At 39.0% G+C, this 20068-nt stretch carries 16 protein-coding genes; 13 read left to right on the top strand and 3 right to left on the bottom strand.

Features of this window, described 5'->3' with window-relative positions:
- Window positions 1-88 precede the first annotated feature (88 nt).
- The 6 genes from rimP (at window position 89) to truB (ending at window position 7065) form a co-directional block, all read left to right on the top strand.
- Complete coding sequence (rimP, locus tag ACFILT_RS05445; RefSeq protein WP_375611870.1) at window positions 89-739, top strand: ribosome maturation factor RimP; 651 nt, start codon at window positions 89-91, stop codon at window positions 737-739.
- Window positions 740-786: 47 nt separating this feature from the next.
- Window positions 787-2418: a transcription termination factor NusA gene (gene nusA / locus ACFILT_RS05440; protein WP_375627644.1), complete on the top strand. Its 1632-nt coding sequence runs from the start codon at window positions 787-789 to the stop codon at window positions 2416-2418.
- Window positions 2419-3054 (top strand): RNA-binding protein, encoded by a 636-nt coding sequence (locus ACFILT_RS05435; RefSeq protein WP_375611814.1) that lies wholly within the window; start codon window positions 2419-2421, stop codon window positions 3052-3054.
- On the top strand, window positions 3051-5570 hold the full coding sequence (gene infB / locus ACFILT_RS05430) for a translation initiation factor IF-2 (protein ID WP_375679704.1): 2520 nt from the start codon (window positions 3051-3053) through the stop codon (window positions 5568-5570). The genes ACFILT_RS05435 and infB overlap by 4 nt, the downstream gene beginning before the upstream one ends.
- Window positions 5571-5690: 120 nt before the next feature.
- Entirely contained in the window at window positions 5691-6098 is a 408-nt protein-coding gene (gene rbfA, locus ACFILT_RS05425) for a 30S ribosome-binding factor RbfA (protein WP_375613309.1), read from the top strand.
- A 4-nt stretch (window positions 6099-6102) separates the two neighbouring features.
- Window positions 6103-7065 (top strand): tRNA pseudouridine(55) synthase TruB, encoded by a 963-nt coding sequence (gene truB, locus ACFILT_RS05420; RefSeq protein ID WP_375679703.1) that lies wholly within the window; start codon window positions 6103-6105, stop codon window positions 7063-7065.
- 457 nt (window positions 7066-7522) lie between these two features.
- Here truB and ACFILT_RS05415 read toward each other — a convergent pair whose 3' ends face one another.
- Complete coding sequence (locus ACFILT_RS05415) at window positions 7523-9151, bottom strand: MFS transporter (protein ID WP_375678516.1); 1629 nt, start codon at window positions 9149-9151, stop codon at window positions 7523-7525.
- 314 nt (window positions 9152-9465) lie between these two features.
- On the opposite strand from ACFILT_RS05415, the gene rpsO reads away from it, so the two are divergent.
- The 3 genes from rpsO (at window position 9466) to ACFILT_RS05400 (ending at window position 13248) form a co-directional block, all read left to right on the top strand.
- Window positions 9466-9735, top strand: coding sequence for a 30S ribosomal protein S15 (gene rpsO, locus ACFILT_RS05410; protein ID WP_375613306.1), 270 nt, complete (start codon window positions 9466-9468; stop codon window positions 9733-9735).
- A gap of 249 nt (window positions 9736-9984) precedes the next feature.
- Window positions 9985-12180, top strand: a complete 2196-nt coding sequence (gene pnp, locus ACFILT_RS05405) for a polyribonucleotide nucleotidyltransferase (RefSeq protein WP_375632286.1) — start codon at window positions 9985-9987, stop codon at window positions 12178-12180.
- 72 nt (window positions 12181-12252) lie between these two features.
- Window positions 12253-13248: a class I SAM-dependent methyltransferase gene (locus ACFILT_RS05400; RefSeq protein ID WP_375678518.1), complete on the top strand. Its 996-nt coding sequence runs from the start codon at window positions 12253-12255 to the stop codon at window positions 13246-13248.
- 19 nt (window positions 13249-13267) lie between these two features.
- Here ACFILT_RS05400 and hslU read toward each other — a convergent pair whose 3' ends face one another.
- Together hslU and hslV are read right to left on the bottom strand one after the other, a co-directional pair.
- Window positions 13268-14578 carry an ATP-dependent protease ATPase subunit HslU gene (gene hslU, locus ACFILT_RS05395; protein ID WP_375679702.1) on the bottom strand — a complete coding sequence of 437 codons (1311 nt, stop codon included), beginning with the start codon at window positions 14576-14578 and terminating at the stop codon, window positions 13268-13270.
- Window positions 14579-15160: an ATP-dependent protease subunit HslV gene (gene hslV / locus ACFILT_RS05390; protein WP_012754621.1), complete on the bottom strand. Its 582-nt coding sequence runs from the start codon at window positions 15158-15160 to the stop codon at window positions 14579-14581.
- A gap of 220 nt (window positions 15161-15380) precedes the next feature.
- On the opposite strand from hslV, the gene ACFILT_RS05385 reads away from it, so the two are divergent.
- The 4 genes from ACFILT_RS05385 to ACFILT_RS05370 all read left to right on the top strand — a co-directional run bounded on the left by ACFILT_RS05385 (window position 15381) and on the right by ACFILT_RS05370 (window position 19895).
- Window positions 15381-16370 carry an asparaginase gene (locus ACFILT_RS05385; protein WP_375678521.1) on the top strand — a complete coding sequence of 330 codons (990 nt, stop codon included), beginning with the start codon at window positions 15381-15383 and terminating at the stop codon, window positions 16368-16370.
- Between the two features lie 123 nt (window positions 16371-16493).
- Complete coding sequence (gene coaA / locus ACFILT_RS05380; protein ID WP_375678546.1) at window positions 16494-17492, top strand: type I pantothenate kinase; 999 nt, start codon at window positions 16494-16496, stop codon at window positions 17490-17492.
- 13 nt (window positions 17493-17505) lie between these two features.
- The gene (locus tag ACFILT_RS05375) at window positions 17506-18879 is read left to right on the top strand and encodes a M17 family metallopeptidase (protein WP_375678522.1); all 1374 of its coding nucleotides are present in this window, start codon (window positions 17506-17508) and stop codon (window positions 18877-18879) included.
- 152 nt (window positions 18880-19031) lie between these two features.
- A complete protein-coding gene (locus tag ACFILT_RS05370) occupies window positions 19032-19895 on the top strand; it encodes an NlpC/P60 family protein (protein WP_375678547.1) in 864 nt (287 codons plus the stop codon).
- Window positions 19896-20068 lie beyond the last annotated feature (173 nt).

Genomic DNA, 20068 nt, shown 5'->3' with positions numbered 1-20068 from the left:
TGAATTTAAGAGTATCAATAGTTAAATTCTTGGTCTTATGATGAAGAGTGGGCCGTTGGACCCGCTCTTTTTTAATATCATAAAACTGATGAAACCAACTTGGATAAAATGTATGAACGAAGCTGAAAAAATAAGCAATCTTGACGAACCACGCCTGTTTGAAGAAGATGGTATCGAAGCACAGGTTGCTGCTCTTGTCATACCACTACTTAAACCTTTAGGTTTTCGTTTGGTTCGTGTGAAACTTCTTGGTCAAAATGGTTTAACACTTCAAATTATGGTTGAACGTGCTGATGGTTCTATGACCATAGAAGATTGTGAAACTGTTAGTCGAACAGTTTCTCCCCTCCTTGATGTACAAAATGTTATTGAACGCAAATATCATTTAGAAATCTCATCACCTGGAATTGATCGTCCATTGGTAAGAAAATCTGATTTTTTTCATTGGCAAGGGCATCTTGCAAAAATTGAAACCAAAATAACAATTGATGGGCGCCGAAAATTTCGTGGGACACTTACAAATATCACGCAAGATGGATTTATTTTAAACACTGATAAAGCTGCTTATGGAGAAGCCATGTATACCCCTATTTCCTTTTGTGATATCATAAATGCGCATTTAGTGCTTACCGATGAGCTTATTCGCGATGCATTGAAACAAAATAAAGATTTAAGTCAACAATTCATTGCCGAAGAGAACGCTAACGACTCTATACAGACGCTCAATTTCAAAAAATAATATCACTGGGAAATACCCATCGTGTGGCACAAAGAAGGAGAAAATTGATGGCTACAAGCGCTAACAGGCTTGAGATTCTGCAAATTGCAGATGCTGTTGCACGTGAAAAGTCAATCGACCGTGAAATTGTCATTTCTGCGATGGCTGATGCTATTCAAAAAGCAGCACGTTCTCGTTATGGTCAAGAAACCAATATTCGTGCTGAAATCAATTCTAAAACAGGTGAAATTAAATTACAGCGCCTGCTTAAAATCGTTGATGTCGTTGAAGACTATACAACGGAAATTACTTTGTCTGATGCTCTCAAACGTCAAGCAGAAGCAAAAATTGGTGATTTTTTTGCTGATCTTTTACCTCCTATGGATTTTGGACGTATCGCAGCACAATCTGCTAAACAGGTTATTGTACAAAAAGTACGCGATGCAGAGCGCGATCAGCAATATGAAGAATTCAAAAATAAAGTTGGTGAAATTATTTCTGGTACAGTTAAGCGTGTGGAATATGGTAACGTCATCGTTGATCTAGGGCGCGGTGAAGCTATTGTGCGCCGTGATGAATTAATTCCTCGTGAATCATTCCGCTATGGAGATCGCATTCGTGCTTTTGTCAATGATGTACACCGTGAAACGCGTGGTCCGCAAATTTTCCTTTCACGCACACATCCCCAATTTATGGTAAAACTTTTCACTATGGAAGTACCAGAAATTTATGATGGTATTATAGAAATCAAATCTGTTGCTCGTGATCCAGGTTCACGGGCTAAAATCGCCGTTGTTTCACGTGATGGTTCCATTGATCCTGTTGGAGCATGCGTTGGAATGCGAGGAAGTCGTGTACAAGCTGTTGTTGCTGAATTACAAGGCGAAAAAATTGATATTATTCCTTGGTCGCCTGATGCGGCAACATTTGTCGTTAATGCACTGCAACCTGCTGAAGTTTCTAAAATCATCCTTGATGAAGATGCTGAACGGATTGAAGTTATTGTGCCAGATGATCAACTTAGCCTTGCTATTGGACGACGTGGGCAAAATGTTCGCTTGGCTTCGCAACTAACAGGATGGAACATTGATATTTTAACGGAAAAGGAAGAATCTGAAAATCGTCAAAAAGAATTTACTGAACGAAGTAAATTGTTTATGGAAGCCTTAGAGGTTGACGAAATGATCGGACAGGTTATGGCATCAGAGGGTTTTTCTTCTATTGAAGAAATCGCCTATATTGATCTTGAAGAAATCGCTTCTATTGATGGTTTTGACCATGATACCGCCGCTGAAATCCAAAGTCGTGCCCGCGAATATCTTGATCATCAAGAAAAAGCACTTGATGAAAAACGCAAAAAGCTCGGAGTTTCTGACGAATTGCGAACACTTCCTGGAATGACAAGTGCTATGTTGGTTGCTGTAGGTGAGGATGGTGTAAAAACAATAGAAGACTTTGCTGGCTATGCCGTTGATGATTTAGCTGGTTGGAGAGAACGTAAAGAAGGCCAAACACAGAATTTTTCTGGTATTTTAACCCCTTTTGACATTACACGCGCAGATGCAGAAGCTATGGTTTTAGCCGCACGTGTACAAGCAGGCTGGATAGACCAAGCTGATCTTGTTACAGAAAATCCTGTAGAAGATGGAAATTCTACAGAAAATGAAAAAATAGATGATTTGGATGTGGATACACTTTAAATGAATGAACGGACTTGCATTGTGACCCGAAAAAATGCTTCAGCACAAACGCTGATCCGTTTTGTTATTGGTCCCAACAACCAAATTGTTCCTGATCTTAAAGCGAATTTACCAGGGCGTGGCGTTTGGATTTCCGCCCATCACGCTGTTATTGAGAAAGCAATAAAACAGAAAGCTTTTCATAGAAATTTTAAAACAGATGTTGAGGTTGCACCAAATCTTGTGCATGTTGTTGATACGCTTTTACTAAAAGCCGCTCTTTCAAGCCTTTCCATGGCACGAAAAGCGGGAGCAATTGTTATGGGAGCAACAAAGGTTGACGCTGCTATCCGCTCTGGTAAAGTTATTCTTGTACTTCATGCTAAAGAAACAACAGAAGATGGGAAACGAAAAATTGCACAGGCCATCCATTCAATACAACAACAAACAAATCGGACTATAAAAACCATATCTTTATTTACAAGTGATGAAATGCGAGTGGCTTTTGGCTCTAATCCTGTAATGCACGCGGCCTTACTGGACACAAAAGCTGCTGAAGGATTTCTCAAAACAACATGTAAATTGATCAGCTATCGTGACGACAAGCATAGTAAGTCTAGTGAGATGACGGCACAAGCCGTGAAGGAAGTACAATGAGTGAAAATAACAACGACAAAACAACCGTCAAGAAGACACTAACTCTCAAGAGGTCTGTCTTGGAAACGAGCACGGTTAAACAAAATTTTAGTCATGGCCGTACGAAGGCTGTCGTTGTCGAAACCAAACGGCGTAAAATTACGCGACCTGATGAAAAAGCTGAAACCCTACAGCCCATTACAAAGCCGCATGTGGCCCCCCAGCGTTCTAAACCGCGTTTTGAGGGAAAAAAGCCTCAAGAATCTGTGACCAAAAGCAATCTTTCATCAACTGAAATGGAAGCGAGGCTTCGCGCGTTAGAAGAAGCACATATCCAAGAAAAAATAACGCGAGAACAAGCCGAAGAAGAAGCAAGACGCGCTAAAGAGCGTGAAGAAATTTTACAGCAAGAAATTAAAGAAAAAGAAATACATCTCCAACAAGAAGAAGAAATATTGCCAGTACAGACTCCACCTGTTCCCCCTCTCATTGAACAGACAGATATTCCTATTGCGCCTAAACAAACAACCGTGGTTGAAAAACGCAAAATAGATGACAATAAAGAGGAAGAACGGCATAGTCGACGTGCTAATCCTGCTAAGTCAGAAATACGTGTACCAAAAGTTGTCAAAGGAGCTGATGAGCGGAGACGCGGAAAGCTAACTCTGAATAGTGCACTGGATGAAGAAGGAAGCGCACGTGGGCGCTCAATGGCTGCAATGCGGCGTAGACAGGAAAAGTTTAAGCGTGCACAAAATCAAGAACCAAGAGAAAAAATTTCTCGCGAAGTTGTTCTTCCTGAAACGATTACCATTCAAGAGCTCGCACAACGTATGACTGAGCGTTCTGTTGATGTGATTAAATTCTTGATGAAACAAGGACAAATGATGAAACCTGGCGATGTTATTGATGCAGATGTTGCCGAACTCATCGCTGTTGAATTTGGCCATACTGTTAAACGTGTTTTAGAATCTGACGTAGAAGAAGGTATCTTTAATATAATAGATAATCCTCAAAACATGCAGCAGCGTGCCCCTGTTGTAACCATTATGGGCCATGTTGACCACGGAAAAACTTCTCTTTTGGATGCTATTCGTAAAGCAAATGTTGTTTCTGGCGAAGCAGGAGGTATTACGCAGCATATTGGTGCCTATCAAGTAGAACAAAATGGTCAAAAAATTACCTTTATTGATACACCAGGTCATGCCGCATTTACGGCTATGCGTGCACGCGGAGCTCGTGTTACTGATATTGCTGTTCTCGTTGTAGCCGCTGATGATAGTGTTATGCCTCAAACGATTGAATCAATCAATCATGCGAAAGCTGCTGGTGTACCTATCATTGTTGCTATCAACAAAATTGATAAACCAGCTGCGAATGCACAAAAAGTGCGTACAGAACTTCTACAACATGAAGTGTTTGTTGAAACTATGGGTGGAGAAACTTTGGACGTTGAAGTTTCTGCTAAAACTGGTCAAAATCTTGATAAACTTCTCGAAGCTATCCTTCTTCAAGCTGAAATGCTTGATCTGAAAGCAGATCCTCAACGAACTGCAGAGGGCGTTATCATTGAAGCCAAATTGGATCGCGGACGTGGGTCTGTTGCAACAGTTCTTGTTCAAAAAGGTACATTACACCCTTCTGATATTATCGTTGCCGGAAATGAATGGGGTCGTGTGCGTGCTTTGATTGACGACCATGGCCGCCATGTCAAAGAGGCCGTTCCCTCTACACCAATTGAAATTTTAGGCATGCAAGGAACACCACAAGCCGGAGACCGTTTTGCTGTTGTCACACATGAAGCAAAAGCACGTGAAATTTCTGAATATCGGCAACGATTAGCACGTGATAAAGCTGTTGCGCGGCAAACTGGTTCGCGTGGTTCTCTTGAACAGATGATGACAAAATTGCAAACGACTGGTGTTAAGGAATTTTCTCTTATTATAAAAGGAGATGTGCAAGGATCAATTGAAGCAATCGCTTCAGCATTGGAAAAACTCGGAAATGACGAGGTTCGTGCACGTATTGTACATTCTGGTGCTGGAGGAATTACCGAAAGTGATATTTCTCTTGCAGAAGCTTCTAACTCTGCTGTAATTGGCTTTAATGTTCGAGCCAATAAGCAGGCACGTGATTTTGCTAAAACACAAGGTATTGAAATTCGTTATTACAACATCATTTATGATCTTGTTGACGATATCAAGGCTGCTATGTCTGGATTACTCTCACCAGAACAGCGTGAAACTTTCCTTGGTAATGCTGAAATTCTAGAAGTCTTTAACATTACAAAAATTGGAAAAGTTGCAGGATGTCGTGTTACAGAAGGTAAAATAGAACGAGGAGCCGGTGTTCGCCTTATCCGCGATAATATCGTTATTCACGAAGGAAAGCTGAAAACACTCAAACGCTTTAAGGATGAAGTCAATGAAGTGCAAAATGGTCAAGAATGTGGAATAGCCTTTGAAAATTATGAAGACATGCGTGCAGGAGACATCATTGAGACCTTCCGTATCGAACATATTAATCGCACATTATAAAATAATCCAATAACTTTACTCTGTTGTGAAATGAGAAAAGTTATTAGTTTTATACACAATATTTCTTTTTGCTTATCTAAATGGTCAAAAAAGAGATCTTGTAGCAAGGATAAAACTTTGATGAAAAATGCAGGGCCATCACAACGGCAACTTAGAGTAGCAGAGCAAGTACGTCATGCAATAGCGCATATATTACAGCGTGATATTTTGCTTGATGATATCTTAAAAGATATTGTTATTTCTGTCTCTGAAGTACGCATGTCACCAGATTTAAAAATTGCTACTTGCTTTGTATCACCTCTCAGCACTCTTAAAAATGCTTCTCATACCGATGTTGTTGATACCCTCAATAAACATAGTCGTTTTCTCCGTGGAGAAATCAGTCATGCGTTGCGACAAATGAAATATATGCCAGAACTGCGTTTCCGACTTGATAATAGTTTTGATAATTTTTCAAAAATTGATGCCCTCCTTCGCTCGCCTGAGGTTGCACGCGATCTTCACCATAGTGATACAGATGAGGATTAAAGATATGGCGCGGCAACACAAGAAAAAAGGGCGTCCTGTTTCTGGCTGGGTCATATTTGATAAACCAAAAGGAATGAAATCAACAGAAGCTGTCTCACAAATCAAATGGCTCTTCCATGCTCAAAAGGCAGGACATGCGGGTACACTTGATCCTCTTGCTTCTGGTCTCCTTCCCATTGCATTGGGCGAAGCAACCAAAACCGTCCCTTACGTGATGCAAGGCAAAAAAACTTACCGTTTTCATATTGCTTGGGGGCAAGAGCGCTCAACAGATGATTTAGAAGGAGAAATAACGAAAACTTCTCTCATACGTCCAACACAAGAAGAAATACTTGCTCTTCTTCCTCAATATACAGGTGTTATTTTGCAAACACCTCCACAATTTTCAGCAATCAAAATTGCCGGAAATCGTGCCTATGATTTAGCGCGTGAAGGGGAAGTTGTTGAAATTCCGCCCCGTGAAGTGGAAATAGAAACTTTCAAGTTATTAGAAATGCCTACCAAAGAGCATTCTGTCTTTGAAATAACCTGCGGAAAAGGAACTTATGTGCGCTCTTTAGCACGCGATATGGGACGTGATCTCGGTTGCTATGGGCATATTGCTGATTTAAGACGTATTGCCGTCGCACCTTTTGATGAAGAAGATCTCATTACATGGGAGGAACTAAAAGCGGCCATTCCGCCAAATAAAAACACTACAGATGAGAATAATCGTTCTTTTGAAAAAAACTTCTCAACACTCGATGGGCTCTTAATTGACACAAGCGCCGCATTGGATTGCCTCCCTCACTATATCCTTAATGAAACTCAAGCACAGAGAATTATAAGAGGCCATTCTATCCTCTTGAATCATCACAAAGCACCTCTTGATGAAGAGGAAATTTGTGTCCTCTATAAGGAACAACTTCTTGCTATTGGCACTCTCGACAAAGGTCTATTTAAACCAAAGCGGATTTTCACAATTTAATCGATTCTTTTCCCAACCACCTTTTGCGGAAAGATATTTTTCTCTATCAATTAAGAAAAATATGGTGCTTTTCATTGTCTATATTTACCGTATTCATATCAAAATTTAAGTCAGTGCTATAAGCTAACACCACCACACACTTTTTCCTCTTAATGTCGCAATAATCCTTGCATTTAAAGGATTCATAAGAGGCTTTTTATTTCTTTTTCAATCGTTTTTTACTCATACTTTAGTCCTCGTTTATAATGTACAAGCAAAGATATGGACTGATCTACTCTAAATAGATTTGAAACGAGAAAAGCTTAAGATTTTCAGAACTATCACTCAACATGAAAAATGACAAGTAACCATTATAAATCAATTCATTAAATATTGAAACAGCAATTTTTTATGATTATGCTAACAAATTGATCGAAATAATATTAATATATGTAATTCTACAAAAACTGTTTTAACCCTAAGGGAGATGATCAGAGGAAACTTTTAAAAGCATCTCATTGGCTTGAGGTATTGTTTGGCGTTCAATCATGCGGTGCACTCTTATACCGTTAGGAGCACAATTTAAATGACGTAGACGCTTATTGACTTCTGCATCTGCTTTTGTACGACGATGATTATGGCGTAAATAATCTACCCATGTTGGCATATGATAAGCCTCTGTCCAATATTCAGGTCTTTCAAGATCTCGTAAAAGGACCCACTGACGCGCACCATCACGTAATCGAATATGGCGTCGACGCGTCATCACTTTGAGAAACTCTTCAAGATCATTTTCATGAATTTTATAATCGATCATTATCATGATCGGGCCACTTCTTGCTTTGAGGTCAAGTAATAATTCCGGCTCTCTAAAATGATCAAGAGGATTTAAATCTATCTGAGGAATTTCTTGAATTCTAAATTTTACCCCCGCAAGAGCACCAAAAATCAAGAATAGAGAACAAACGCTCAAAGCAATTGTTGGAGAATAACCATCAGCCAAAACTCCCCAGATTGCACTTCCAATAGCCATCCCCCCATAAGATGCCGTTTGATAAAGTGCTAAAGAACGTGCAACAACCCAGCGTGGTGTAGAGAGTTGTACAGATGTATTAAACAATGATAATGCCAAAACCCAACATAACCCTGCAGGAAATAAAGCAATATGGCTTATAATCAGTGAACGGCTTATTCCCAATAAAAAGCAAGAAAAGGCAAAACCAATAAATGCACTTGTAATAATTGTTTCTGAACGAAAATGATGCCGTACAACTGCATTAATAATACCTGCTGTCATGGCTCCTAACCCAAAACAACCGAGCAATGTACCATAAAGAAGGGCACTTCCTCCAAGAACTTTATGCGCAACAATTGGCAAAAGTGCTAAAATAGAAATTGCTCCTATACCAAAAAGGAACGCTCGAACCATAATACTCAGCAGATTAGGTGACATCGCAACATAACGCAAACCATCTGAGACAGCTCCTAACAGCCTTTCTCGTGGCAATGAGTTGTTTTCATAATTCGACTTCCAGAAAAACAACGCACCAATAAGAGGAATATAGCTTATAGCATTAAACAAAAAAGCAGCAGATGCCCCCAAAGTTGCAATGATGGCACCACCAATAGCAGGACCAACACTCCGCATCAAATTAAAGCCGACACTATTCAAACTAACAGCAGCAGGAATATTTTCCCTGCTCACAATATCTCCTATCGTTGCTTGCCAAGAAGGATTATAAAAAGCTGTACCACATCCAATCAAAAACGTAAAACATAACAAAAGCCAAGGTGTTAGAAATCCCATATAGGCTAAAACAGATAAACTCATCGATATGACCATCATCATAATCTGCGCACACAACATAATTTGACGCCGATTAAAATTATCAGCTAATGCCCCTGCCATCAAAGAAAACATAACAAGTGGTAATGTTGTGGCACTTTGAACTAGCCCAACCATGGAATGCGAAGAACTAATCAACGCCATTAACCACCCTGCTCCAACAGCCTGTATCAGCCCCCCTAAATTAGAAATAAGAGTAGATGACCATAAATTTCGAAATACCGAATTACGAAAAAGTTTTAATGTTGAAATGCTCTGCATCTTTTTCCTCCAAATCGGTATTTATCACTTTTGTTACCACATACACGCTCATAATCTTTGTATCAAAAGGATGCATAATTCTTTAAAAAACTTCTCATAAAACTCTATTTAAATCAATATTTCAAAACAAAAGCTTTTATTTAAAGAAAGACTTCAAAATGCTGTCAAGGACTAGTATTTTAACCTTCTTTCCTATATAAGAACGAAAATAGGTAAGAGTCTTCGACTTTTCCTGTTTTCTCACAGACCCTTGCTGAACGACATCTCGGCTATGGGTGACTTTATGTTTCTTCGTTTTTGGAAAGGATAATACGATGTCGATTACAGCTGAACGTAAAAAAGCTCTTGTCTCAGAATACGCAAACAAAGTTGGTGATACAGGATCACCAGAAGTGCAAATTGCTGTACTTTCTGAACGTATTTCTAATTTAACAAACCACTTTAAATCTCACAAAAAGGATAATCATTCTCGTCGTGGTCTTTTGAAGATGGTGTCTCAACGTCGGCGTCTTCTTGATTATCTTAAAGGAGTTGACCAAAATCGTTATCAGACACTTATAAAGAAGTTAGGTTTGCGTCGCTAAAAGAAAAATGGAAGTGGTATTAAAAAAAACACCCATTTTTTCAACGTGTTGCTTTTAATTAAAAATTTTAAAAACTGATAAGTTATTATGGGATAGGACTGCTCATCATTTCGCATTTAAGCAGTTTACTTCTCTTTTCTTGCAACAAAGATAAAAAGTATGTTGTCCACCCCAGATCTTGGAAGTATGCTACGCAAAACCAGAATGTGAGCAATCAAAGATTTAAACACTGGTCATTAAGGATAAAAAATGTTCAAAACGCACAAGATAGAAATTGAATGGGCCGGGCGTCCGCTCACCCTTGAAACAGGGAAAATAGCGCGTCAAGCTGATGGTGCAGTGATTGCTACCTATGGAGAAACGATTGTCTTAGCAACCGTTGTATCGGCCAAAATCCCAAAACCAGACCAGGACTTTTTTCCACTCACCGTTAATTATCAAGAAAAATCCTATGCTGTTGGTCGAATACCTGGGGGCTATTTAAAACGTGAAAGTCGACCAAGTGAAAATGAAACTTTGGTTTCACGTTTGATTGATCGCCCAATTCGTCCCCTTTTCGTTGAGGGATATAAAAATGATACACAAGTTATTGTTTCCGTTATACAGCATGATCTCGAAAACAATCCCGATATCCTTGCGATGATTGCATCTTCTGCCGCATTGACCCTGTCAGGTGTTCCTTTCATGGGTCCTATAGCTGGTGCCCGCGTTGGCTATTGTAATGGACAATATGTTCTTAATCCTCATATCGATGAAATGCCTGAATCAAAACTTGATCTTGTTGTTGCTGGAACAGAAAGTGCTGTTTTGATGGTTGAATCAGAAGCACAAGAATTACCGGAAGATATCATGTTGGGGGCCGTAATGTTTGGTCACAAAGGCCTTCAACCTGTCCTTGATGCCATTATAAAGCTTGCTGAAGTTGCTGCAAAAGATCCTCGTGATTTTGTTCCTGAAGATCTTTCTGAGCTTGAAAAAGCGATGCAGAAAATGGCAGAACAGGATATACGAAAGGCTTACACAATTACTGATAAGCAAGAACGTTATGCTGCAATTGATGCACTAAAGACAGAAATCCTCAATAAATTTATGCCAGAACCAGAAAAAGACTGTCAATTTAGTGCAGATCAAATTGCAACCGTATTTAAACAGTTGCAAGCAAAAATTGTTCGCGGAAACATTCTTGATACCCAAAAGCGGATTGATGGACGCAATCTTTCTACCGTACGCCCTATCCAATCAGAAGTAAGTATTTTACCCCGCACACATGGATCAGCACTCTTTACCCGCGGAGAAACACAAGCGATTGTCGTTGCAACATTGGGAACTGGTGAAGATGAACAATATGTTGATTCCTTGACAGGAATGTATAAGGAAACATTCCTTCTCCATTACAATTTTCCACCATTTTCAGTGGGTGAAACGGGACGCCTTGGTTCTCCTGGTCGTCGTGAAATTGGACATGGCAAATTGGCATGGCGGGCAATTCACCCCATGTTACCAACGAAAGAATCTTTTCCTTATACCATTCGTGCTGTCTCAGAAATCACTGAATCCAATGGCTCTTCTTCTATGGCAACGGTTTGTGGAACCTCACTTGCTCTTATGGATGCTGGTGTTCCTCTAGCACGCCCTGTTGCTGGTATTGCTATGGGCTTGATTAAAGAAGGAGAACGCTTTGCTGTTCTTTCTGATATTTTAGGGGATGAAGATCATCTTGGAGATATGGATTTTAAAGTCGCAGGAACAGAAAATGGTATTACTGCCTTGCAAATGGATATCAAAATTGATGGTATTACCGAAGAGATTATGAAAATCGCGCTTGAACAAGCCAAAGGTGGACGAATCCATATCCTTAATGAGATGGCGAAAGCTTTAACCAGTGCACGTGCTGAGCTGAGTGAATTTTCTCCACGAATCGAAGTTATGAATATTTCTGTCGATAAAATCCGTGATGTTATCGGCTCTGGTGGTAAAGTTATTCGGGAAATCGTGGAACAAACGGGAGCAAAAATTAATATTGAAGATGATGGTACCATTAAAATTGCTTCTGCTGATGCTAAAACCATTGAAGCAGCAAAACGTTGGATCCATTCTATTGTCGATGAGCCTGAAGTTGGTGCTATCTACCAAGGAACAGTTGTAAAAACTGCAGAATTTGGTGCATTTATAAACTTCTTTGGTTCTCGTGATGGACTCGTTCATATCTCTCAGCTTGCATCAGAACGCGTCACCAAAACAACCGATATTGTAAAAGAAGGTGACAAAGTTTGGGTTAAATTAATGGGCTTTGATGAGCGTGGAAAAGTTCGGTTATCAATGAAGGTCGTTGATCAAACAACCGGAAAGGAAATCACCGGTGATAAAGCGATGAATGAAGAAAAGTGCGTGGATGAAAAAAAACAACCTGAAAATAAGCGCCGCCGAAAGAAAAAAGAAGAGTAAGTTTTTCCTCTTAACGTATCATGAAATGCCATCCCAATATTGGAGTGGCATTTTTCTTTGAAAGAGTCATATGTGTTATTATTTTTGCCTTTTGAAAATCATGAACTCCCGTATCCTGATCCAAACCAGTGTTGGCTAAGTTTTGGTTTAACAGAAATCCCAGCTCCAGAATGGGCACAAAATTTAAAAGTTATTACGCCTTGGCGACCAGATTTTTTAAAATTTGTCGATACTCAATTTCACTGCTCTCCTCAAATAGATAAAACTTTCAGCTATGATGGTGCATTTTTACATTTGAGCAAATATCGTGGTTTGAACCAAAATTGTTTTCTTGATTTATTAGAATGCGTTAAACCCAATGGATGGATTGTAATCAGTGGGGATAAAACTGCTGGTGCTGCTTCAATGATGAAATGGGTCAAAACAATTGTTCCCATCACCAATAAATTGTCTAAAAATCATGGTCTTGTATTTTGGTTGCAAGTTCCTCAACAAATTGAGAGACATAACATTGCGCAATTGCGCTCACCACCGCTCACTTTTGGTAAATTTCAAACCACTTCTGGTATGTTCTCACACGGACGTATTGATCCAGGATCTGCTGCGCTTGCTTCTTATATGCTCAAAATTATTTCTGGAAAAACGGCTGATTTTGGTGCTGGATGGGGTTATCTTTCTCACGTTGCGCTTGAAAGAAGTGAAAAACTCACCGCTCTCGACCTTTATGAAGCAGACTACAACGCTTTGAGAGCAGCAAAACAGCACCTTAAATCCATAACAGCTCCTTTTCCAATTCATTTTTATTGGCATGACCTTGTACATGAACCTATCACAAATCTATATGACACAATCATTTCAAATCCACCGTTTCACACACAACAAACAACAGATGTTGTATTAGGAAAAAATTTTATTATAAATGCTGCAAAGTGCTTAAAGCCAAGCGGCAATCTGCTTTTTGTTGCAAACCGCCACCTGCCTTATGAAACATTATTAAAAAATATTTTCCGCACAGTGTTGATACATGAACAAGCCCATGGTTTCAAAATTATCGAAGCACGCAGATAAACAGAACAAGCAATAACTTTCAAAGAATAAAACGTGAAAGATCGATATCAGCAGCAAGCTCGCCAATAGATTTTCTCACGTAAGCAGCATCAATTATAAACGATGTTCCAGCTTTATCAGGTGCAGTGAAAGAAATCTCATCCAAAACGCGCTCCATCACTGTTTGCAAACGACGTGCCCCTATATTTTCAATCCTTGCATTTAAATCTACAGCAATATCTGCTAAAGCATCAATTGCATCATCGGTAATTTCCAAATGAACCTCTTCTGTTGCCATAAGAGCAATATATTGTTTAATCAAACTAGCTTCTGGTTCCGTTAAAATGCGCCGTAAATCTTCCCTTGTTAAAGGGTTCAGCTCCACACGGATGGGCAAACGTCCTTGAAGTTCCGGTAATAAATCAGATGGCTTGGAAACATGAAATGCACCTGAGGCAATAAAAAGAATATGATCTGTTTTGATTTGCCCATATTTTGTAGCAATTGTTGTTCCTTCAACCAAAGGCAAAAGATCCCGTTGAACGCCCTCACGCGAAACCGCAACACTTGCTCCACCATCCCTGGTTGCAATTTTATCAATCTCGTCGATAAAAACAATACCGTCATTTTCAGCAACACGAAGCGCCTCTTGAATAATTTGCTCCTGATCAAGGAGTTTTTCAGATTCATCATCAATGAGCGGTTTAAAAGAATCCTTTACTGTCGTCTTACGGACTTTTGTACGACTGCCCATTTTGCCCAAAATATCTGATAAATTCATAATACCCATTTGTGCCCCAGGCATACCAGGAATATCAAAGGTTGAAGCACTATTGCTATTATTATCGGCGACTTCAATTTCAATCTCTTTCTCATCCAATTCACCTTCACGCAATTTTTTACGAAAACTATCACGGGTAGCAGGACTTGCTGTTTTACCAACAAGGGCGTCTAAAACGCGCTCTTCAGCATTCACGTGAGCCTTTTCTTTTATTTCATCCCGTTTCTTTTCACGCACAAGAGAAATGGCAATTTCAACAAGATCTCGAATAATTTGCTCAACATCACGTCCCACATAACCAACTTCAGTAAATTTAGTCGCTTCTACTTTAACGAAGGGTGCTCCAGAAAGTTTTGCTAATCGACGTGCAATACCAGTTTTACCAACTCCTGTTGGCCCTATCATTAAAATATTTTTTGGCATAACTTCTTCACGCATCGGCTCATCAAGCTGTTGCCTACGCCACCGATTGCGCAGTGCAATAGCTACAGAGCGTTTGGCATCATTTTGGCCAATAATAAAACGATCAAGTTCAGAAACAGTTTCACGAGGGGAAAATACAACACACATTTAAATAGCTTTCTCTAAAGAAGATAATTCTGCATCCAATGTTTCAATCGTAAAATGATCATTGGTGTAAACACAAATTTTAGCGGCAATAGCCATAGCTTTACGAGCAATAGTTTCTGCATCCAAATCCAAATCCATGAGTGCACGCGCTGCTGAAAGAGCAAAATTTCCTCCAGAGCCAATTGCCATAACCCCATCTTCTGGCTCTAAAACATCACCAAGCCCTGTTAGAGCCAAAGTTACTTTCTTATCAGCCACGAGCATCATTGCTTCGAGACGACGCAAATAGCGATCTGTTCTCCAATCTTTTGCAAGTTCCACACAAGCACGCATAAGCTGATCAGGATATTGTTCAAGCTTTGTTTCCAATCTCTCCAGTAATGTAAAAGCATCTGCCGTAGCACCTGCAAAACCAGCAATAACCACTCCGTTCTTTCCAAGACGACGCACTTTACGTGCATTGCCTTTCATAATTGTCTGTCCAAGAGAGACCTGACCATCACCGGCCATCACGACTTTTCCACCTTTTCGTACCGTAATAATTGTTGTACCATACATTATGTCTGGCTTATGTTCTGTCATAAGGAAACTCCTTAATATTAACTTTACTTTTTAATATTGATTTCTTTTCATACAATGTAAAACTCAATTCCTATTGTCCTATTTAAGAACATATACAGCAAAACACAATGATTCAGCACAACTCAATTTGTTGAAAATGGAAAAATGATATCATTGTTGTCAATGTAAATTACTGCTAAATAGCTTTATATAAACAGTTTGTGCTTTTTAGAGGAAAATTATGAAAAAAATAGCCATAGGGACCTTAGGTGGAACAATTGCAATGACTGCTGATAGTTTTGGTCACATGCAACCGACTTTAACTTCAGATAACCTCATAAAAAGTGTTCCTGATTTAAATAACGTTGCTGATATTAATGCACAAACATTAATGCAAATACCAAGTGGATCTTTATCGTTTCAAATGCTTTTTGAAATAATTAAGTGGGCAAAACAACAAATAACCGCTGGTGCAGAAGGTATTGTTTTAACACAAGGGACTGATACTCTGGAAGAAACAGCTTTTTTTCTTTCTCTTTATTGGAAAGAAGCCGAACCACTCATCATAACCGGTGCTATGCGCATGCCTCATGAAGCAGGCGCCGATGGCCCCGCCAACATTTTAGCAGCCACTCGTGTCGCAGCAGCCACACAAAGTCGTAACAGGGGCGTTCTCGTTGTCATAAATGATGCAATTCATTCACCTTATTGGCTCTATAAAAGCCATACAGTCAAAGTCGAAACATTTCAATCAGGTCTTGCAGGTGTTTTAGGAACTATTTTAGAGCGAAAACTTATTTATTTCAATGATCGAAAATTTTTCCCAAAAACGTTTGATCTTCCCCAAAACCATGATCATCAAATTGCACTCCTCTATTCCTCTTTATCATCTGATGCAAAATTAATGAAACTATGCCTTGAAAGTGGGTATTATGCTGGAGTTGTTATAGCTGGTTTTGGTGCAGGACACTGTAGTTTTCAAGAAGCAGACCTTGTACAACAATATGCACAAAAAATACCAATCATTATTGCTAGTCGTTGTTGTAATGGCTCAACAACTCGTATAACTTATGGCTATAAAGGCTCCGAAATCGATATGATTGCTTCTGGTGCTCTCATGTCTGGTTATTTATCAGCCGTAAAAGCGCGTCTACTTTTATGGACTTTTTTGGCGCAAGGGCACTCATTAGCACAAATCCGTGCAAACTGGAATGACTGGACTATAAGTTAATGAAAAATGATCTACTATCTTAAAAGAAGAGAGCATGCAAAACAAAATTTACTTGAAAATGAAGCCGCTCATCTGTCTACTCTTAAATCAATTGCTGCTGCAAAAAATTCTCGACCAATACAAATGATTGATACGACTATACAAAAAATTAATCAGAAAGATAATCTGATCAAATCCGTTTCTGACCGATATTCACCTTATCGCGTTTTTACTGCACAAGAATGGTCAGAGTTTCGTGCAGACACACCTCTTACTTTGACTTTTGATGAAATTAAGCGTTTACGCTCTATTGATGATCCTATTGATCTTAAAGAAGTCCAACGCATTTATCTTTCTTTATCGCGTCTATTATCATGCCATGTTGAAGCAGTACAGGAACTTTTTCACAAACGTCAGCAGTTTCTCCATCAAGAAGAGAGTAGAAAAACGCCCTTTATTATTGGAATTGCTGGTTCTGTAGCTGTAGGAAAATCAACCACGGCTCGCATTCTTCAAGAACTGTTGAAAAGATGGACATCTAGCCTTAAAGTTGATCTGATCACGACGGATGGTTTTCTCTATCCTAACGCAATCTTACAGCAAAAAAATCGAATGAATCGCAAAGGATTTCCTGATTCCTATGACATTAAAAAGTTGCTGTACTTTCTTTCGGCTATAAAAGCAGGTATCGGAAATGTCCGTGCCCCGCTTTACTCACATATGATCTATGATGTTCTAGAAAATCAGACTATTACCATTGATCGTCCTGATATTTTAATTGTTGAAGGTATTAATGTATTACAGGTCAGTGATCTTCCTAAAGATGGGAAAGCTATTCCTTTCGTATCAGATTTTTTTGATTTTTCAATCTATGTCGATGCCGAAACAGAAGTCATTCGTCACTGGTATTTGGAGCGCTTTAAACGTTTGCGTAAAACAGCTTTTCAAAATCCTGAATCCTATTTTCATCGTTATGCCCACCTCAATGAAAAAGAAGCTTCAAAAATCGCTGAGGATCTTTGGCAAACGATTAATTTAAAAAATTTACAGGAAAATATATTGCCAACACGACCACGGTCCAATCTCATTCTACGAAAGGGAAAAAATCATTTGGTCGAATATGTCGCACTTAGACGACTATAAGGATCTCATAACTATGCAGCACCACCACATTCATTTTACCTCAACACGTATCGATAACAGTTGCTCTATCATCTTGGTAAACCAAAGAACTCTTGCCAACTTATCACTTGATGCGTCAACAACAGCATGGATAAAAGTTAATGACTTTACTGGTAAAGCAGGACAAATACTCTTTATTCCTCACGAAACCGGGCATTTAAAAAAAGTTTTATTTGGAATTGGCAATGGTAACGATCCTTTTATCACAGGAGTTCTTGCTCAAAAACTTCCTGCTGGTCAATGGCATTTAGAAGGTACAACCTCTGATGAAATAAATACCTATCTTGGATTGGCATTCGGTAGCTATCAATTTAATCGCTATCGTCAAAATTCTTCTTTCAAATCATTATCTATCCATGTCAATGAGGCTATTGATCTTAATGAACTCCAACGAATTTATGAAGCTGTCTTTTTCGTCCGTGATCTCATTAATATTCCAGCCAATGATATGAACCCTGATACTCTCGAAAAAGAAGCTCGAAAACTAGGAAAAACCTATGGTGCTCATATCAAAAGTATTTGTGGAGACGATCTCTTAACCCATAACTTTCCGATGATTCATGCTGTAGGACGAGCAGGCAGCACTGCACCACGACTGATTGAGTTACTCTGGGGGCAAGAACATCATCCTAAAATAACGTTGGTGGGCAAAGGCGTAACTTTTGATACTGGAGGTCTCGATATTAAATCAGCCAATAACATGTTGCTTATGAAAAAAGACATGGGGGGTGGAGCAAACGTTTTGGGATTGGCTAAACTTATCATGGATGCAAAATTGCCTTTCCGTTTACGCGTTTTGATTCCAGCTGTAGAAAATGCAATTTCTGCGAATGCTTACCGACCAGGTGATATTCTCAAAAGTCGTAAAGGTTTAAGTGTTGAAGTAGGTAATACAGATGCTGAAGGGCGACTTGTCCTTGCCGATGCACTCGCCTATGGTGATGAAGAAAGTCCACAATTCATGCTTTGTATGGCTACTTTAACAGGGGCAGCGCGTATAGCATTAGGACCAGATCTTCCCGCATTTTATTGTAATGATTCAATATGGGCAAAACAAATTTCTGAATCTGCTCACGCTGTCTTTGATCCTCTTTGGCAAATGCCCCTTTGGAAACCTTACCAAGAGATGTTATCATCACCAATTGCCGATCTTAACAATGTAACTGGAAATAGCTTTGCTGGTTCTATAACGGCTGCTTTATTTCTTAATTCTTTTGTTGAAAAAGCTGAACATTTTGCGCATTTTGACCTTTATGGATGGGTTCCAAAAGAAAAACCAGGATACCCTATTGGTGGATCAGCACAAACTATTCGTGCCCTTTATAATATTTTTAAAAATGAATTTTGACACAAATATCCACAAAAATGGACAATTTTGCAGCTTAAAGAATAATTGGTCTTACACTGTGTTCTTAGTTTTGTTTGAGGATAAAAACCTTACCAATACAGTTTTCATGAGTTTGTTTAAAGGTAAGGAGTAACAAAATGGAAAGCAAAAAGATGATCTCTAAAGACCCAAGACTTCATGCATTCAGAGATGATCTAGCAGATCAACGTCTTGAAACAGAAATTACAGCTCAGCGCTTTGTTCAAGGTGAAAAAAGACGTGTTAATGCAGCGGTCGCTGGACTTTTTAAAGAAAATAGTAAAAAAAGTGAAAGACAAACAGAATGCTTATTGGGAGAAGAACTTCTCATTTTTGAACAAGGGGAAACATTGTCGTGGGGACAATCACTCAAAGATGGTTATGTCGGTTATATTGATACAAAAGTTCTTTGTACATCAACCATAAAACAAACACATGTGGTTTCAGTACCACGCACATTTAAATATTTACACGCTGACTTACGTGGACCAATAGTATCCCCATTATCTATGGGAAGCAAAGTCAGTGTTGTTGATGAAATTGAAGTCCGTGACACAATGTATTCTATTCTTGAAAATGGAACAGCAATCATTACGAGCCATCTCAGCCCCATTGGACGCGTATATGAAGATTATGTCACAGTTGCAGAAACCTTTATCCGTACACCTTATCTTTGGGGTGGTGTCAGCGGTTTTGGAATTGATTGTTCGGGACTCATTCAGCTCTCTATGATGATGACCGATCAAATAGTTTTACGTGACACCGATATGCAGCAAAAAACTATAGGCAATCCTCTTACAGATACTGATAAACTTCAACGAGGCGATTTAATTTTTTGGAAAGATCATGTTGCTATTATGGTCGATCACGCAAATATTATTCACGCAAATGGTTTTTCTATGGACGTTATGATTGAGCCATTGGAAAAAACAATTACGCGTATCGCTAAAAAAAATCAATATCCCATCGCAAAACGCCGTCCAATTCAAGAAACTTAATACATGCCTCCTATAAAAAATTAATTGAATGTTTTTATTATACAATAGATTGATTTATAAGGATAACTATCCATCATTCGCTCTGCATCAAGCATTCTAAATATCGTAAAATTCTCTTATTTCAAATCTGTTTTTATGTTGAATCAATCAAAATCGCTTGCTTGTTCATCACA

This window comes from Bartonella sp. AP7XZML (genome assembly GCF_042195745.1).
Taxonomy (GTDB): domain Bacteria; phylum Pseudomonadota; class Alphaproteobacteria; order Rhizobiales; family Rhizobiaceae; genus Bartonella.
This window is presented reverse-complemented; position numbering and strand designations above follow the sequence as displayed.

Excerpts from the sequence above, each read along its gene's own strand:
- rpsO (WP_375613306.1), top strand. The coding sequence starts at position 9,466 with ATGTCGATTACAGCTGAACGTAAAAAAGCTCTTGTCTCAGAATACGCA.
- ACFILT_RS05415 (WP_375678516.1), bottom strand. The coding sequence starts at position 9,151 with ATGCAGAGCATTTCAACATTAAAACTTTTTCGTAATTCGGTATTTCGA.
- hslU (WP_375679702.1), bottom strand. The coding sequence starts at position 14,578 with ATGTGTGTTGTATTTTCCCCTCGTGAAACTGTTTCTGAACTTGATCGT.
- hslV (WP_012754621.1), bottom strand. The coding sequence starts at position 15,160 with ATGACAGAACATAAGCCAGACATAATGTATGGTACAACAATTATTACG.
- ACFILT_RS05435 (WP_375611814.1), top strand. The coding sequence starts at position 2,419 with ATGAATGAACGGACTTGCATTGTGACCCGAAAAAATGCTTCAGCACAA.
- rbfA (WP_375613309.1), top strand. The coding sequence starts at position 5,691 with ATGAAAAATGCAGGGCCATCACAACGGCAACTTAGAGTAGCAGAGCAA.
- pnp (WP_375632286.1), top strand. The coding sequence starts at position 9,985 with ATGTTCAAAACGCACAAGATAGAAATTGAATGGGCCGGGCGTCCGCTC.
- infB (WP_375679704.1), top strand. The coding sequence starts at position 3,051 with ATGAGTGAAAATAACAACGACAAAACAACCGTCAAGAAGACACTAACT.
- ACFILT_RS05375 (WP_375678522.1), top strand. The coding sequence starts at position 17,506 with ATGCAGCACCACCACATTCATTTTACCTCAACACGTATCGATAACAGT.
- rimP (WP_375611870.1), top strand. The coding sequence starts at position 89 with ATGAAACCAACTTGGATAAAATGTATGAACGAAGCTGAAAAAATAAGC.
- coaA (WP_375678546.1), top strand. The coding sequence starts at position 16,494 with ATGATTGATACGACTATACAAAAAATTAATCAGAAAGATAATCTGATC.
- truB (WP_375679703.1), top strand. The coding sequence starts at position 6,103 with ATGGCGCGGCAACACAAGAAAAAAGGGCGTCCTGTTTCTGGCTGGGTC.
- ACFILT_RS05370 (WP_375678547.1), top strand. The coding sequence starts at position 19,032 with ATGATCTCTAAAGACCCAAGACTTCATGCATTCAGAGATGATCTAGCA.
- nusA (WP_375627644.1), top strand. The coding sequence starts at position 787 with ATGGCTACAAGCGCTAACAGGCTTGAGATTCTGCAAATTGCAGATGCT.
- ACFILT_RS05385 (WP_375678521.1), top strand. The coding sequence starts at position 15,381 with ATGAAAAAAATAGCCATAGGGACCTTAGGTGGAACAATTGCAATGACT.